The sequence below is a fragment of the Nocardia sp. NBC_00511 genome (genome assembly GCF_045161165.1).
Classification (GTDB): Bacteria; Actinomycetota; Actinomycetes; order Mycobacteriales; family Mycobacteriaceae; genus Nocardia.
This window is the reverse complement of sequence record NZ_CP107849.1, coordinates 2208434-2224702: the sequence shown is the minus strand read 5'-3', so window position 1 is coordinate 2224702 and position 16269 is coordinate 2208434. Positions and strand designations below refer to the sequence as shown.

The 16269-nt window shown below is 64.4% G+C and carries 12 protein-coding genes and 2 pseudogenes; 6 read left to right on the top strand and 8 right to left on the bottom strand.

Annotated elements, in window-relative coordinates:
• Positions 1-111: 111 nt before the first annotated feature.
• From OG300_RS10570 to OG300_RS10560, 3 genes are all read right to left on the bottom strand, one after another.
• Complete coding sequence (locus OG300_RS10570) at positions 112-801, bottom strand: hypothetical protein (RefSeq protein ID WP_405494635.1); 690 nt, start codon at positions 799-801, stop codon at positions 112-114.
• A 245-nt stretch (positions 802-1046) separates the two neighbouring features.
• On the bottom strand, positions 1047-2087 hold the full coding sequence (locus OG300_RS10565) for an MBL fold metallo-hydrolase (RefSeq protein WP_355118446.1): 1041 nt from the start codon (positions 2085-2087) through the stop codon (positions 1047-1049).
• A 40-nt stretch (positions 2088-2127) separates the two neighbouring features.
• On the bottom strand, positions 2128-3645 hold the full coding sequence (locus OG300_RS10560; protein WP_405494633.1) for a hypothetical protein: 1518 nt from the start codon (positions 3643-3645) through the stop codon (positions 2128-2130).
• 210 nt (positions 3646-3855) lie between these two features.
• On the opposite strand from OG300_RS10560, the gene OG300_RS10555 reads away from it, so the two are divergent.
• Both OG300_RS10555 and OG300_RS10550 read left to right on the top strand, forming a co-directional pair.
• Positions 3856-4719, top strand: coding sequence for a hypothetical protein (locus OG300_RS10555; protein WP_405494631.1), 864 nt, complete (start codon positions 3856-3858; stop codon positions 4717-4719).
• Positions 4689-5195 (top strand): hypothetical protein, encoded by a 507-nt coding sequence (locus OG300_RS10550; RefSeq protein ID WP_405494629.1) that lies wholly within the window; start codon positions 4689-4691, stop codon positions 5193-5195. The genes OG300_RS10555 and OG300_RS10550 overlap by 31 nt, the downstream gene beginning before the upstream one ends.
• Positions 5196-5306: 111 nt before the next feature.
• On the opposite strand, the gene OG300_RS10545 is transcribed toward OG300_RS10550, so the two are convergent.
• Complete coding sequence (locus tag OG300_RS10545) at positions 5307-6422, bottom strand: hypothetical protein (protein WP_405494627.1); 1116 nt, start codon at positions 6420-6422, stop codon at positions 5307-5309.
• A 454-nt stretch (positions 6423-6876) separates the two neighbouring features.
• Positions 6877-8676: an AMP-dependent synthetase/ligase gene (locus OG300_RS10540; RefSeq protein WP_405494625.1), complete on the bottom strand. Its 1800-nt coding sequence runs from the start codon at positions 8674-8676 to the stop codon at positions 6877-6879.
• Between the two features lie 494 nt (positions 8677-9170).
• On the opposite strand from OG300_RS10540, the gene OG300_RS10535 reads away from it, so the two are divergent.
• Positions 9171-10031, top strand: coding sequence for an alpha/beta hydrolase (locus OG300_RS10535; protein WP_405494623.1), 861 nt, complete (start codon positions 9171-9173; stop codon positions 10029-10031).
• Between the two features lie 461 nt (positions 10032-10492).
• On the top strand, positions 10493-11770 hold the full coding sequence (locus tag OG300_RS10530; protein ID WP_405494621.1) for a hypothetical protein: 1278 nt from the start codon (positions 10493-10495) through the stop codon (positions 11768-11770).
• 5 nt (positions 11771-11775) lie between these two features.
• Here OG300_RS10530 and OG300_RS10525 read toward each other — a convergent pair whose 3' ends face one another.
• From OG300_RS10525 to OG300_RS10515, 3 genes and pseudogenes are all read right to left on the bottom strand, one after another.
• The gene (locus OG300_RS10525; RefSeq protein ID WP_405494619.1) at positions 11776-12237 is read right to left on the bottom strand and encodes an adenylate kinase; all 462 of its coding nucleotides are present in this window, start codon (positions 12235-12237) and stop codon (positions 11776-11778) included.
• A gap of 49 nt (positions 12238-12286) precedes the next feature.
• The gene (locus OG300_RS10520) at positions 12287-13372 is read right to left on the bottom strand and encodes a PHA/PHB synthase family protein (protein ID WP_405494617.1); all 1086 of its coding nucleotides are present in this window, start codon (positions 13370-13372) and stop codon (positions 12287-12289) included.
• A gap of 91 nt (positions 13373-13463) precedes the next feature.
• Positions 13464-13910: pseudogene (locus tag OG300_RS10515) on the bottom strand (poly(3-hydroxyalkanoate) polymerase); the annotation flags it as partial.
• Between the two features lie 320 nt (positions 13911-14230).
• On the opposite strand from OG300_RS10515, the gene OG300_RS10510 reads away from it, so the two are divergent.
• A complete protein-coding gene (locus OG300_RS10510) occupies positions 14231-15430 on the top strand; it encodes a PucR family transcriptional regulator (RefSeq protein WP_405494615.1) in 1200 nt (399 codons plus the stop codon).
• A 287-nt stretch (positions 15431-15717) separates the two neighbouring features.
• Positions 15718-16242 (top strand): annotated as a pseudogene (locus OG300_RS10505) (acyl-CoA dehydrogenase); the annotation flags it as partial.
• Positions 16243-16269 lie beyond the last annotated feature (27 nt).

Below are 16269 nucleotides of genomic sequence, written 5' to 3'. Positions count from 1 at the left end.
GCCGCGCTATTTAGCTCGATTGCCCCATAAGACAATGGGTGGCGGCAGAGCATTGCCCTGCCGCCACCCGTCGAGTGGATATGCCGCGCTCATCCGTGCGGGCCGGAGCCGTTATTCGGTGCGGTTGAGTACCACCAGGCCCTTGGGATTCCATGGCATCGGTCCGGTGGGGAAGGAGAAGCGCAGCATGCGGTGGCCCGGGGCGGTGTCGAAGTGCATGACGAACGGCGGCAGCACGCCGCTCATCACCTTGTCCAGTAGGCCGTTGATATGCGAGAAGCTGGGGCGGACGCGCACCTGCCAGGCATCGAATCGGCCCGCGGCAATATCGAGGGTGACCTTTTTGTCGACCTTCACCTCGATCGGCCAGTGCACCGAGAAGCCCAGCCAGAGATCGGCATTCAGCTTCGATCCCTTCGCGAACTCCAGGCCGCGGAAGGCGGTGACACCGCCCAGCAGCGGCACCATTCGCCCGGGAAAGGGTTCGACGACACCGCCGAACTGCAGATGCGCGGTATCGGCGAAGTTTCCGTGCTCGCTGCTGACCAACATCGCGCCGACCCGGCTCTCGGCACGGTAGTCGCGGCAGGAGAGCGCACCCTCGACACGATCGAAGGTCTGCTCGACATTCATCCGGAAGTCCCCCGGCATGGTGAGTTCGAGCAGTGACCGGTAGCGATCGTCAGCATCGACGGTCACGATGCTGACGATTTCGCTCACAGCGGGCTGATCACCGATGGCGACGGAGTAGGTCGACTTCTCGCCGTCGGCGATATCGGGATCACGAAACGATACGGGCACGAAGAGACTCCTCGATCGGGCGCGGCTGCGATCAGGCGCGAACGTCCCCGGCCGCCACGGCGTTGATGCGCTTGGGTTCAGAAATGCGTGGCGTAGCGGCGCGCGCGACCTGAAAGCCGCTGTGCCCACGCCGATCTCCCCTGCACTCCACATTCTGCGCGCCGCGCATACGCTGAACAATGGGCCGCCCCACCGCCCGGCGTCGGACGCATTGTGCTGCTGCACAGCACTTTCCAGCACATCGATCAGAGTTCGAAGGTCAGCCGATCGGGCCTGATGTAATCCACCGGATCACCCAGGAATCGCAGCTCCGGCCGCCGAGCCGGGTCGATGCGCGCCAGCTCAGCCCGCAGCGGCGCCTCGTAACTGGCTGCGCGGCTGGTGAAGAGCGGACCCCAGTTGTCGTGGTGGCCCGGCACGAACACGCGCGGGCGCAGGGCCTCGATGTAGTGCCGAGGGTCGCGCAACCCATTGGTGGCCTGGTTGAAACCCTGAATCGCGCCCAGATGCAGATCCGTGCCGGGGAGTTCACGCAGCGCCCTCAGCACCTGCGGCCCATCCTCGGCCAACGGTCCGGACGAATCGTGCCAGGTGAGTGTGAATCCCCGTGTGCGGAACTGGTAAAGCAGCACACCGCCGTGCGCATCGAAGAGACGGCGTCCCGAGTCGGTGAAATCACGCAGGGTCGGCGGATGGTCCAGAATGTCGCGCGGATACGGACGAGGTATCAGCCGCGGCGACGATCCATCCGAACGTTTACGCGCCGAATGCAGATGATGGATCGCACTCACCTCGACGCCTTCGGTGAGCCGGAAGTCGTGCCGGGTCCCGGGCGCGGCCGTGTCATCACCCAATACCGTGAATTCACACCGGATCCGGTGACCGCGCAGCTGCTTGCGAATGCCCTCGCAATGCCCGGCGGTGCCGAAGATCCGCGCCCCGGCCGCCTGCGCGATCGGCCCCGCATCACCGGCGTGGTCGAAGTGACCGTGCCCGATGAAGATCGCGGCGGGCCGCAACCACCCGATCTCGGCGACCTCGGTGGGCACATATCCGCTGTGCATACCGCGCGGAATCCACGCGTCCAGCAGCAGCACCGTTCCGGTGAAGGCGACCGCGTAACTGGTGCAGCCGAACCAGGACACAATCACCCGATCTGCCCGCACCTGCCCGCTGCCGGGATCGACATTGGCTGCGCCGAAGAACCGCTGCCGTGTCCGGACCATTCGATCGTGCTGCTCGGCGACGCCATCGGTGATCGGCGCACGTTCCGGCCTACTGCTCATATGCTCCCGTTTCTCGCTGACTCCGGGCTGACCGCAGGGGTCAGGCCGTTTGCCGCGCAATCTCTTGCGCGGCAATGAATTCCACTATGCGGTCGACCACCACGTCGGGTTGTCGCGCACAGAGCATGTCCTGGTGGGAATACCCGGCCGCGTCGACTTCGTTCACGGCAGCAGTCCGTCGGGTACGGATCGGCGCCCAGACGTCGCTGGCGAAGACCAAGCTGGGAATGTGCTGCTCCCAGTCCCGATGGACCAGTCGCTCGCATCCGGCCGGTACGCCGCCGATCATGGCGACCATCGCCTCACTGCGCAATCGCCGTGATTCGTAGCTGTTGAGATAGCTGAAATCACCGTTGGACCAAGCCAATACGGTGTCCTGGAAACTGCTGATCGAATCGGGCGACTCCGCCCAGCCCGCCACGACCGTACGCGGATCGGCCGGCATGTACCTGGGGTTCGGGCTCAGCAGCGCCGCGAACGGTTCGCCGATGATCGGCTGGTTGGCCAGCCGGGTGACCATGCGGTGCTTGGTCCGCAGAGGACCGGTGTAGCAGCCGATATCGCCCGAGAGGGTGGTGCCCTGCGCGGAGCGGCCGAACAGACTGCCGAAGACCGCCGCATTGCTCAATCGCCAGGAGCGCAGACCGCCGCGCGGAAACAGCAGGCGCAGCATCGGGTCCAAGGTCATGGAGTGCGGAATCTGCTGCGGAAGAACACTTTCGGCGTCCGGCTCGAATCGTGCACCGATGGCGGCGATGGTGGTCAGCAGGGCGATATCGGTCAGCCGCAGCAGTCCCGAACTCGCCGACGCCGGCAGCATGCGCGCACGCATGGACGCCGCCGCGAAGGGCATCGCACGGGCGGCGGCGGAGGCCATGGGCCGCCTGCCCGGCAGTCGATGCACGCGCAGCGCGTCGACGGCGATCGGTCCGTCCAATCCGAGCACACCGGCCACTTCGTCATACCCGGGGCCTGCGGGAAAATCCCACTGGCAGTAGTAGTTCGCCAGCGGGCCACCCAGCGAGTGTCCGCCGATGAACAACCGCCGCGCCCGTTCGGATCGGTCGGGCATCTCCTGGGTGTGAATGAAATGCCAATCCTCGATCACCTGCGGAATGCCGATTCTGGACAGGAACCGAACGGTACGGCCTGACGGCCATCCGGTGAAGCGGGCGCCGTCCACGGCCCCGCCCCGGTAGTAATAGTCGATCGCCACCCGGTAGTCCTCCGCGGCGACGGCTGCCCATACGCCGCGGTCGTCTACGAGACGCTGCCCGCAGCGCTCCATCGCCCAGACTTCGCAGCCGACGCCGCGGCGTTCCAGTTCGGTGATCAGATTGCGGGCGACCGGATCGAAACTGGACGGGCCGCCGGTATTTCCCGGTTGCAGCGACAGCACCAGATTCGATCGCATCGGGCGAGTGGAACGGAAGCGCAGATATCCGATCGTGTCGCACGAGTCCGGGGCGCCGAGTACTGGGCGTGGACGCCGCCAGCCGACCCGGCTCACCGAGATCGATCCGGACGAATACAGGAACTGCTCTGTTCGGGTGTTCATTGATGCCCCTCGACGATGAAGACGGCGCTCCCGGTGCTCCGCAAGCTCTTTCGACTGCGTGATCCCCAGACACAACGTCCTTGGATTGTCCTGCCGCCGTCGCGGCGATCGCATAGGCGTGTGCACAGGCTCACCGCTGCCGCACTGTGCGTCGGCATGCCGCGCACCAGACCGTCTCAGCCAGCGCATTTGCAGCGTTAACATCGCGTCATGACTGACCGCCCCGAGCCCTTCATCGCCCGTGCCAGCCGCACCCTGCTGGCCGGAATCGACGAGTTGGTGAGTGAGGTCGCCGAGGTCATCGAAACCACCGAACCCGCCTACGGGACCTTCGATCTGATCACCCACCAGGAACTGTGGCAGTCCAACCGCGCGAATCTGGCGTCGGTGCTCGAATACCTGTCGGGCAATCCGCATATCGGCCTGACCACCGCTCGCACCACCGGGCGCCGCCGCGCCGAACTCGGCGTTCCCTTGGCGGCGGTGCTGCGCGCGTACCGCATCGGCACCCGGGTCGCCTGGGATCGGCTGCTGCTGCTCGCGGGCGACGATCCGGAGGCCAAACAGGAGCTGCTGGAATCGGCTACCGAGATCTGGCGACTGGTCGACGATTATTCGCAGGCGCTGACGGTCGGCTATCAGGAATGGGGAACGGAGCAGGCGCAGCACGACGCCCGACTACGCGACGCCGCGGTGGACGCCCTGCTGACCGGAACCGGTGACGTGACACGCCTGCGGGAACAAGCCGAGACGCTCCGGCTCCCGCTCTACGGCGACTTCATGACCGACAAAGCCTATCCCATCGTTGACCTGCGCAACCTTGGGGTATCCCCCGACCGTCTACGAAATCTCTACGATTTTGCATACCTTTTTCGCAACCCACCGGCCGCCGTCTGGTATTCCCCGGGCCGGTTCGCGCACGGATTCGGCACGGCCGGGTGGATGCCGGGGCCGGACTCCCGAGCCGTCAATCTCCCCCCTCGGCCGCAGCCCCGAACAACGCTCGGCGTGCGTGGGCACTATGCGGGAGCCACACAGAAGCGGTGTCGTTGGTCATCGATCCTGCCGCGATAGCCAGTATCCAAACCGTCGAGCTGCCGATTCCCACGCTGACACCAAGCTCCGACCCCACTCACGTCCAGATCATGTGTGGGTACGACCGGGCCGAGAACGAAGTGCAGGCCGCCGCGGCGATCGACATCGACGACGCCTTCCGGCAGCTCCTCGGTGAGCACTACGACACGCTCGCCCGACCAACTTCGAAACCAGCGAAATACCAACCGAGCCCAGACAGCATCGCCCTGTTGGAGCAGGCTTTCCTGGCAGGGGTGGGACAGCCCGTACGAGATGACTTCAGCCACGCACTCCAGCGATGGCACCCCACCGAAGACTCAGACGCCGAGGCGTTTTACAAGCATTTCCGGGCTCTTTCCGTCCTGCTCACGCAGCCGGAATCGGTAGCCGAGGCCATGCGTGTACAGCCAGTGCGGGCAGGCGAATCCATCAAGGTCGTCCGTGATCGCCAGTCAATGCGCGACAGTCGGGCGTAACGCCCGGGCTGGTACCCGACTTACCATCAGCAGCGAGCGAGGCGGTGGAAATCCGTTCGCGCACAAGGATGTCGATCCCGCTCGCTCGGGCTTCTTGGATGCTGTGCGGTTTCAGTCCGCTTGTAGCGCTACCTGAAAATATCGGCGCCTGCGTGCTCGGAGTTCGTCGTTGTCGAACACGTCATTGCCGGGAGGTTCGGGCAGGACACGATCGAGCCATGCTTCATCGGAACCGAGCGCGGCGAAGTCGCGGCGATCGTGGCCATCGTAGTACCGCAGCAGATGTGCGAACCGCAGCTTCAATACTCCGCGTTGTCCCCCGGTATGTACGAGGTCGTAGTTGCACTCCCGGTCCCACAGAGCGTCGACTTCGCACATGCAGAGTTGGTGATCAACTCGAACTGGCAGCCCCCAGACAGGGTCTAGGAGCCGCGCCAGCAATCCGTTGTGATCGACGGGGACGTCTCGCCGCGTACACAGCTCGAAGATCCATTCACCCCCCGTACGGTGATCAGGGTTGGACCAGTACCTCGTGCGGTAGGCGTTGCTCGAAGTCTGGAGCACAGCCACTCGCCGGAAAAGACCACTACCGATCCAGGAAAGGTCCCGTGTGCTGGCAGTGACGCCCACGAACTCCTCCTCGAATTCCCTTTCCTCCGAGGTCAACTCGGGTGCGGTCCAGATCGGCACAAGCCCTGTCGTGGCGTTCTCGATTCGGAACTGCTCAATGTCATTCTTCCAGCGCGTGCCGGGCGCACCTCGAAGTGTCACCTGCGTATTGGTGCCAATCAGCGAGACCGTGAGGTCGGCACCACGAACGGAGGTGACCCGCAGGCGAGGAATACCTGTCAGCTCGTCTCCGGGATGTGCATGGGGAAGCAACATCGGAACCAACGTTTGACTGAAGTGAAAGATCTTGCCGGGCTTGCGATCCCCCAGCTCGCGCCGAATTGGATGCAACTCCGCGTGACTATCGATCCATGCCGTGAGCCCACCGTCCACTCCGAGTCGAACTCGCGCGATTCCGACCGGGTGCGCCAACCACTCGCCGTAGTCACCGAAGATCCTGAATACCTTCGACTCCAGCAGAGCCTGGTCCGAGGTGTGCGCGGCGGGGATGGGGACCGCGTTATCGAATACTGTGCGACCCTTCAGGTCACTGTGAGGTTCGCCTGTGTATAGGCGGCGAGTGCGAATCAGGTCAGCGACGCGTCCACCAGCAGCCATCGAAGCACCATTCCCGGCCATCGCCGCCCCGAAATGCCCGAAACTGTGATCTGCTGCAGCGCAGGTGAGCTGACAAGGGTCGATGGTGAGGCTACGGCTTCTCTATCCCAGATAGCACCGCTTTAAGGGGCGGCGCGGTGCCGGGAGTGGCCGCCATCCGGCCGACCGCAATACTGCCCTCTTGAGGGCCGGTGGACAAGAACCACTACTCGGCGAGTCGCAGGTACACCTTAACCACGGGGAAGCACCGCTTCGTAGCTCGGACCCAAGCTCAGTCGGTCAGTCAAGGGAGATTAAGCCAGGTCGCGCAGAATTTGGTGCTGGCAAACCAACCGCACCGAGATGCAGGGCAGCTCCAGGCAATCCCGGCTGCCGTGCTGCGTCGAGTTTCGCGGCCATACCGCAGTCCCTCGAGTAGGCAGCCGAAGTGATCGCATGATCGTTCGGGCGGTCGTCAAGAGTAGATGGCTTCGATGTCGGCGGCATACTCGGCGAGTACGACGGCGCGTTTGAGGGACATTTTCGGGGTCAGTTCGCCGGTTTCCTGGGTCCAGTCCGCTGCCAGGATACGAACCTTCTTGATGGCTTCGGCCTTCGAGACCGTCGTGTTCGTCGCCGCGACCGCTGCGTCGACCTCCTCGATCAGCGCGGGGTGGCGTGCCAAATCCGCAACATCCGCAACGTCGAGGCCGTGGCGCTGTGCCCAACCCGGTAGCGCCTCACGATCGAGTGTGATCAACGCTCCCACAAAGGGTTTGCCGTCACCGACCACCATGCACTGGCCGATGAGCGGGTGTGCGCGCAGGGCATCCTCGAGGGGTGCCGGTGAAACGTTCTTGCCTGCGGCGGTGACGATGATTTCCTTCTTACGGCCGGTGATAGTGACAAACCCGTCCGCATCGATCGCACCCAGGTCGCCCGTGCGGAACCAGCCTTCTTCGAAGGCTTCCGCGGTGGCGGACTCGTTGTTCCAATAGCCATCGCAGACCAGGTTTCCCGAAAGCAGCAGCTCACCGTCCTCGGCCACTCGAACCGCATTGCCCTGTAGCGGACGGCCGACCGTGCCGACTCGCATGTGTGTGACCGTATTCAGGGTCAGGGCGGCACTGGTCTCGGTGAGACCGTAGCCCTCGTAGACCGGCATACCGATGCCGCGGAAGAAGTGGCCGAGTCGCTCGCCCAGGGGTCCGCCGCCGGAGATCGCACCCTCGCACCGGCCGCCCAGGGCCGCACGCAGTTTCGCGTAGACCAGGCGATCGAATGCGGCGTGCGAGAGCCGCAGACCGAGTCCGGGCCCGGCTGCCTGCTGGGCCTTGCTCCAGGCAATGGCAGCATCGGCGGCCATATCGAAGACGCGCCCCTGGCCGTTGTCGTGTGCGCGCTGCTTGGCGCCGTTGTAGATCTTCTCGAACACCCGCGGCACCGCGAGGATGAAATCCGGCTGGTACGAAGCGAATTGACTGGTGAGAGTGGACCAGTCGGAGGTATGCGCCACCGTCACCCGGGCATTGAGCGCTCCTACCGAGATCGCGCGTGCGAAGACGTGGGCGAGCGGCAAGAACATCAGGGTGCGCTGGCCTTCGACGAGCAGATTACTGAGCGCGAGTTTGCCGGAGATGGCCTCGCACAGCAGGTTTCCATGGGTGAGCACCACGCCCTTGGGCCTGCCGGTGGTACCGGAGGTGTAAATGAGAGTGGCGGGCGAGTCGGCCCGCACCCGCAGGCGGCGTTCGGCGATAACGCTGTCACCCAAGGTTTTTCCGCGTTCGATGAGCAGTTCCACTGCACCGGCGTCGATGCGCAGCGCCCCGTGCAGGTCGGGAAGGACGATCTCACCGACAGTACGCACGTGCCGGTCGTTCTCCACGATCAGCAGCGATGCCCCGGAGTCTTCCAGGATCCAGCGCGCCTGCTCGGTCGCTGAGGATTCATAGATGGCGACCGTGCACGCGCCGGCGGTCCATATTGCGTAGTCCAACAGCGTCCACTCGTAACGAGTCGACGACATCAGTGCGACCCGGTCCCCCACCTCGACTCCCGAGGCGATGAGTCCCTTGGCCACCGCACGCACCTGCGTGGCGAACCGCGCAGCTGTCACGTCGGACCAACCTCCGGATCCGGGTATTTGGAATGCAACGAATTCTGGTGCGGTACGGGACAATTCATCGAGGATATCGGTCAGTGCCGCATTCTCGGCCATGTCGTAGGACGCCGGAATCTCGAACTTTCCCGGGGTGACCCCTGCTGTTGTCATTCGTTCATGCTCGAATGTCGGACCGCGCGTGACAATGGACGCACGCACCGCGGCTCGCCCGTTGAGGTGTGCGCGCAGTTCTGCGCTACGCGTCGGAGGCGTCAGCGGATTCCCGGGAGCTATGGTGACCCACTCGGAGTGGCTCGTCCGAATAGCGCAATAGTCGCGTGGACAATCAAACTCGATATGGGCCGTGCACCGGACCTCGATGCCAGGTCACAGTCGAGGGCTCGTTGTGGCCTCCGCCACTTCTTCGCTAGCCTGCCCTGAGCCCGACCGGCTCACGACTTACACGGCGGGCTCAAGAGACGAGGGGGCCTCATAGATGAGGAGTTCGGGAGCACGCCGGGCAGCAGCCGCAGCGCTGACAGCGGCCGCAATATTCACAGGACCAGGATTGGGGGGCCGCCCGGGCCGACGACGCAACGACCGGGCCGATCGTCACGGCCGCCGCGACAGCGCAGACCCTTTTCGGCGGTCGGGGGCCCCATCCGATGGCTACCACCGTGCGGGTGAATCCATGTCAGGACTCGGCTTACGGCATGTTCCAGCACATCGTCGTGCACATGCTCGGCAACCGTGAGGATCTGACCTGTACCCAGGCCTTCCCGTATGGCCTGGATTCGCCTATTGGCGTGAGTACCTACTACCCCGCTGATATCGCTGATCTCGACGATGCCCCACTGATCGTGCTGACCCCCGGCATCGCCGTCGACTCCGGTATGTATGACGAAATGGCACGGCAGTTCGTCAGCCGGGGATTCGTCGTCACCATCCCGCACGACTTCACGAATTCGCTGATCCATGTGCCGGCCTTGGGGCTCGCGGTGGCATTGATAGCCGACCGAGATCCGAATTCACCGCTGCACAACAAGATCGATCTGGGCCGCACCATCCTGGCTGGACACTCCGCGGGCGGACAGGCATCCCAGCAATTGGCCGCAGTGCTGCCCGCCATCGCCTCGCAGATCGATCCCACACTGAAACTGGCCGGCGTACTCGCCATCGCACCCGGACCGCTGGCCGTGGGCTCGCTGATCAACGTGCCGACGCTGTATCTCACCGGCTACAACGACTGGGTGGTTCCGGACTTCGGCTGGGTGCGCTGGTGGCAGTACAACCTGACCGCGAACGCACCGGCGTGGATTGCCAACGCCCGCGGCGTGAGCCACTTCTCGCCCGTCGACGGACTCGACAACTACCGCGCCGACGGCACCGCCGTTGCCTGGCTCGAGTATCTGGCCTTCGGCAACGAGACAGCGAAGCAGTTCTTCGTCGGTCCGGATTGGCAGCTGCGCAATGACCCGACCTTTTACAGCGTGGAGCGCAATGCGCTTGCGAACAATGTGCAGTAGTCCCGACAAAATCGACCCTGCGCCCTCGCCCAACTCCGCCTTTACCATCGCGACCGCGGTCGGCACACTCTCTTTGCTCGAGTCGTTCGGTTCGCCCGCAACGAACGCACCTGAGTCAGCAGGTCGCTGACCCGGCCGCTTTCGCTCCCGCTTCCCAGTTTCAGGCGGCACAATGGACAGATCGGCATTGTGCCCGCACTGCAAGAACCGGAGGCGACGATGCCCCTGCGGCACGAACAGTTTCGTTATCGCTTCGGTGATGTCGGCGTCAGCACGGTCAGCTGGCACCAGCCCGCGCACACGCGCTCGGCACCCCGGAGTGCGATGTCCTGAGCTATTTGCGCTATTTCTGCGGTGATGGCGGTGCCAGAGCACGGCCCGCAGATGTGGTCCTCTCACTACAGCCGGGCAACACCGGCGGACCATCGAGCTTCGACCCACTGGCGCGCAACATCATTCAGGTGCTGTCTCGACACGGCGTTCATGCGGAAGTCTGGGCGATGGAGCGGCGCAGCCAGCATCTGGCCGATCGCACCGGTATGCGGGCGGCGGTGGCCGCCGCCGATTATCGGGTGGCCGTGGACTACTACTACCGCGGCCGCTCGATCGGCGGCCGCACTTTTCAGGGGTGGCTGCCCGCGCGAAAACAACGCTTTCTCACCGATTTCGGGGTGCGCGACGCGGTGCGGGACTGGCAGCTTTTGCATACGCTGGAAATACCGGAGCCGGCCGAGCGAGCACGCCGGCTGTTCGTGGGCGGACACTCACTCGGCGGTCCGCTGGCGAACTTCTACTGCCAGTGGGATTTCGCGGACGGGCCCGGCTATCAGGAAATTGCGGGTGTGCTGGGGGTAGACGGGCCGATCACGGTCGATCCATTGGAGATCGCCCGACTGCGGCCGGTATCGGCGGCGGCAGGTGCGGCCCACCGGGCGCTCACCGCGGCCACACGGACCGGCGCTCTGCCCGCATCGAGCAACTGGGGGCCGCTGCGGCTCGGTGATCTCGCGGTGCTGACCGGAATCGCGGCAATCGCAGCACGCTTCGAACCGGACTCGGAAACCGATATCCTGCAGCATGTTCCGCGCGGAATGTTGCTTGACGGTTTGTTCCTGCTGTTATATCCGCGAGGTGGTCCGCGCCGCTGGCGCCTGACCAACGCGGCGTTGTTCGGAACCCTCTTCGGACGTGTCGCGCAAGCGACCACACTGGCCAACGATATGGGCACCTATGCCGGAGCCGTCAGGCACAAGCGCGCCCTGCTTACCGACCTCCCCCGGATTCCGCTCGCCGGTGAGCTGCTCGGCGCGGTGCTGACGCAGCGGCCGCTGCTGATGCCTGCCGATCCGCACGGAACGCTGACCGGCTGGCGCACCTCTTCGGATGCGATTTCCAGCTTCGACGACACCGTATTCGCTTGGGGAAACGGTGAATTCAGCTATCTCAATACCTACGAGTCGCGTCGACTGCCCGTAGAGATGGTGCTCGCCCTGATCGGCGCCCGCACCGGTGCTCTACGGGGGCTACAGCACCGAGACTGGACCGATCATCGACCCCACCTGACCATCGCCGGGGACGTATTCGCCCCGATTCGAACCCGACGCGGGCCACGGCCCAACGAGATCGACGCCCCCGGATACTCGCATCAGGACATGCTCAGCGCCACCCAACCCGATGTCGTCGTCGAGTCGATCGCAGCCTTCCTTACCGCCAACGCCGCCATCGCACGCACCGCATGATCGAATCAGGTAGCACCCTGGACGCGCAGACCAGCGATAAAGCTTTCGACATCACGAGAACTCCGGAGCAGGTGCACAGCTGCCCCGGGCGCGTAATCCGAGATGGTGGCCATGATCAAAGGAAGGCTGTGGCGGCGGTAGCCCACCACCCAGTGCCAAAAGGCGAGGTTCTCCCGCGAACGGCGTACCGCCCGCCACGCACACAGCCAGAGCGGGAAGTCCAGCACCACAATGGTGTCCGCTACCGCCAGCCGAACCTCGGCGATGTCGAAACGACCCAGGTCTCCATCGAGAATCCAGCGATCCCCGTTGGCGAGCTGCTGCTGTACCACCCGCCATCGGTTCGGCGGCAGTGCCGTAGTGCCGGATTGCCAGAAGTGGGCATCCAACTCGACAACGGGTAGTCCAGCAGCCACGCCGAGGCTGCGACTCAAGACCGATTTGCCCGCGCCACCGCGGCCCAGCACCGCGATTCGTCGCGGCCGAACTTCCGTTTCGGCGGACTTTCGGCCGGGGTCAGGTGGCGTGTACATAGCGCCCCGGGGCCGGCTCGAGCGGCTCGAGACCACCGCCACCGAGGGTTTGCGGTGCTGGAATATGGTCACCGGCACGTGCGGCCAGCCAATCCCGCCAGTCCGGCCACCAACTGCCGGCGCTGGTGACCGCGCCCGCCAGCCATTCGACCGGGTCGGCTGGATTCGTCTCGTTGACTTGATATTCCGCTTTCGGGTTGGTCGGCGGATTCACCAGCGCGGCAATGTGACCGCTGCGGGACAGCACGAAACGGGTGTCGCCGCCGAGCATGCCAACGCTGCGATAACAGTTCTCCCACGGGGTGATGTGATCCGAAATACCTGCCAGCACATAAGAATCCGTCGTAACGGAAACCATATCGACGCGAACACCGTCGATTAGCACGCCACCCGGGCGAGCCAGGGCGTTGTGCAGTGCGACGTCGATGAAGTCGGCGTGCAGGTGGGCGGGCATGCGGGTGACATCGGCATTCCAATACAGCAGGTCGAACTTGGGCGGCTTGTTACCGCAAAGGTAGTTGTTCACCCAGTACGACCAGATGAGGTCATTCGGGCGCAGCCAAGCGAAACCCTCCGCAAGATGCTTGCCATCGAGATATCCGGCCTGCCGCGACATCTGCTTCGCGGCCTCGGCCAGCGGTCGATTGGCGAAGGCCGCGGGTTCACCGGCTCGAGTGTTGTCCAGCACCGTCACCATCAGAGTGAAGGCCGCCAGCCGATCCAGGCGCCCGGTCTGGGCCAGCAGCGCCGCCGCGCAGCTCGCCAACATCCCCCCGGAGCAGGCGCCCCCCAACAGCACCTGCTCCGAGCCGGTAATCCGTTCGATCGCGTCCATGGCGTCGAAGACCGCCCGCACATAGGTGGCGAGGCCCCAATCCGCATGTGCGCGTTCCGGATTGCGCCATGACATCACGAACGGCTGATGACCGGAAGCCACCATGTACTCGACCATGCTGCGCCCGGGAGCCAGATCGGTGATGTAAAACTTGTTGATCGTCGGTGGCACCATCAACAGCGGTATCGCATGCACGGTCTCGGTGACCGGACGGTACTGGATGAGTTCGAACACCTCGCTGCGGTAGACGACCGCACCGGGGGGTAGTTGCCAGGTCGACGCCCAATTCGAACTCCGAGGCGTCGACCATGCGCGGAATCCGCGGCGCGGACTTCATATCGTTGACGAAGTTGGCCACGCCCTGCACCAGGCTCAGGCCACCGTACTCGAGCGCCACCCGCGCCGAAATCGGGTTCACCAGTGGGAAATTGCTGGGGGCGAGTGCATCGAGCAAGTTTTGCGCCAGGAAGCGAACACGCTTGTCGGCCCGCCAGTCCATATCCGCGATCTTGATGAAATCCATTGTCGCGCTGTATGTCGCGAGATACGACTGCAACGTGCGACGGAGAATCGGATTATGCCGCCAAGCCTTGTCGGCGAACCGGCGGTCCTTCGGGTGTGGCGCCAGTTCGGAATCGCCAGCGACGATATCGCCCAGCTCCTGTAGATATTCACCGACCCGACCCGCTGTGACATCCGGCTTGGCGGCGAGCTTGGCCAGATACTTCAGGGTCGATCCGTCCGGCAAGAAGCGTGTGGCCAGGCCCGGCATGGGATCGATGAGCAGTGTGTCCAGCCGCGAGGTCGACCGAACCGAGTTCTCCATGTGTGCGGACCTTCCGATTGCGGTGATCGGACAGCACTCCGCCTCGTCGAAGAGCACCCCCGATGTTGTCCCGGCTCACATCCTGCGGGCGGTCCGTATCAGTCAGCAATGGACCGCAGCACATTGCAGAATCAGATCTAGATGTGCCCACGCACAATGCACCAAGAAGGACCTCCCCGATACCGCAGAACCAATAGTGAGCGTGACCGCCTGACACTGATAAGTATTGTGCGCAAGAACAATCTATGCCCCTAGTATCAGAACCCGTGAACGACCAGCCTCTGTGGGCCGACGGATTCGTCGCATGCGCGTGCCGCATCCTGCTCGACCGAATCGACGACCTGACCGCCCGAGTATCCGCCGAGATCCAGCGCACCGAACCGGTGTACGGGGAGTTGCATCTGGTGGATCCGGACGACCTGCGAAAAACCAACCGCGACAACCTCTCCGCCGTCCTCGGCTACCTCGCCGGGGACCCCGGCGCAGGCTTCGACACCCCGCAAGCCACCGGCCGCAGCCGGGCTGAGGACGGAGTGCCGCTACCGGCCGTGTTGCGCGCCTATCGGATCGGGTCGAGCGTGGTCTGGGACGAACTGGTGGCACTGGCCGATGATGACCTCGCGGCCAAGCACGCGTTGCTGACCATGGCGTCCGAGGTCTGGAAACTGGTCGACGACTACTCACAAGCACTCACCCGCGGCTACCAGGAGACAGTCACCGCACATGCCCGCCGCGACGAGCGCGCGCAGTATGCGGCGCTCGATGCCCTGCTCACCGGACAAACCGACGGCGCTGGATTGTGGGACTGCGCTCGAACCCTGCAATTGCCCGTGCAGGGCACCTACGTCGCGGTCGCCGCCACCACCGGCTCCCCCACGGGGGAGGCCATTCCCGGTATTGCCGACGCGCTATCGATCCTCGGTATCCGATCGGCCTGGCAGATCCGCCTCGACCATCACGTCGGCCTGGTGGCGTTGACCGAACGGTTCACGGTGGAAAGACTCGAGACGATGATCGCCGAACGTACCGCCGGGCGCGTCGGCATAGCGACGCCGTTCCATTCACTGGCTGACACCCCAGTCGCGCTACGACAAGCTGAATCAACTTGCGCTGCAGCGGATCCCGCGATCAACGAGGTACTGTGCTACCACTCGGCACTCATCCCGGTGTTACTCGCGACCGCACCCGATATCGCGGCCGCCCTCGCCGAGAACGTCCTCGGGCCGGTCCTCGCGCTACCCGAGCACGACCGGACCAGCTTGATCGAAACCGCGCGCGCGTGGTTCGACCACGGGGGCGAAGTGACGACGGTCGCGGAACACCTCTATTGCCACCGCAATACAGTGCGCTTCCGGCTCAACCGCATTGCCGATCTCACCGGCCGACACCTGTCCACCCCCGCTCATGCCGTCGAGCTGTATCTCGCACTCCGCGCCTGTCGAATGCCAGGACCGGCACAGGCGTAGACCAAGGCTGATCCGGCGCCGCACATCAGCCACAGTAATGCGCGGCACGTCGCTGGCCCGATACCTGGAAGAGCACGTCTCCGATAAAACCGCCGGGTCGTTGCGACTTTCACGAGGACTCACGAACACAGCGGGGCCGAAATGCCGCTGTGCGACGAAACATCGGTACTCGATATCGCCCGTGCGTACAGACATTGCCGCGCGGACCCCCCGATAACACGATGGGCTGGCCCGGTCGCCAGATTCCGGTGTGGCCGTAAACCATCCCATCGAGGAGTTCACATCTGATGGCAGCGGTCCTGTTCAACCCGCACACCTACGACCCGAGGTACTTCGATCCCGAAACTCGCAGACTGCTGCGTGCGACCGTCGACTGGTTCGAGGCCAGAGGGAAGCGTGAGTTGCTCGAGCAGTATCGCGAACGCTCTTGGTACGCGGACTTCCTGGAGTTCCAGGCACGCGAGGGTCTGTTCGCCACGTTCATGACTCCCGCCCGCGACGCGGCAGAGGATCCGGACAAGCGCTGGGACACCGCGCGGATCTCCGAACTCTTCGAGATCCTCGCCTTCTACGGGCTCGGCTACTGGTACACCGGCCAGGTCTCCATCCTCGGCGTCGGACCTATCTGGCAGAGCGACAACGCTGCCGCCCGCGCGGCGGCCACGCAGTGGCTATCGGATGGATCCGTAGCCGCGTTCGCCCTGTCCGAGCGGGCGCACGGGGCCGACATCTACTCCACCGACATGATCCTCACCCCGGACGGCAACGGCGGCTTCACCGCAAACGGCGAGAAGTACTACATCGGCAATGGCAAGGGACTGCCCCCGGTTTGGTTGACT

Coding starts and splice junctions, on each gene's coding strand:
- OG300_RS10540 (WP_405494625.1), bottom strand. CDS start 8,676: ATGACAACAGCAGGGGTCACCCCGGGAAAGTTCGAGATTCCGGCGTCC.
- OG300_RS10565 (WP_355118446.1), bottom strand. CDS start 2,087: ATGAGCAGTAGGCCGGAACGTGCGCCGATCACCGATGGCGTCGCCGAG.
- OG300_RS10535 (WP_405494623.1), top strand. CDS start 9,171: ATGGCTACCACCGTGCGGGTGAATCCATGTCAGGACTCGGCTTACGGC.
- OG300_RS10560 (WP_405494633.1), bottom strand. CDS start 3,645: ATGAACACCCGAACAGAGCAGTTCCTGTATTCGTCCGGATCGATCTCG.
- OG300_RS10555 (WP_405494631.1), top strand. CDS start 3,856: ATGACTGACCGCCCCGAGCCCTTCATCGCCCGTGCCAGCCGCACCCTG.
- OG300_RS10545 (WP_405494627.1), bottom strand. CDS start 6,422: ATGGCTGCTGGTGGACGCGTCGCTGACCTGATTCGCACTCGCCGCCTA.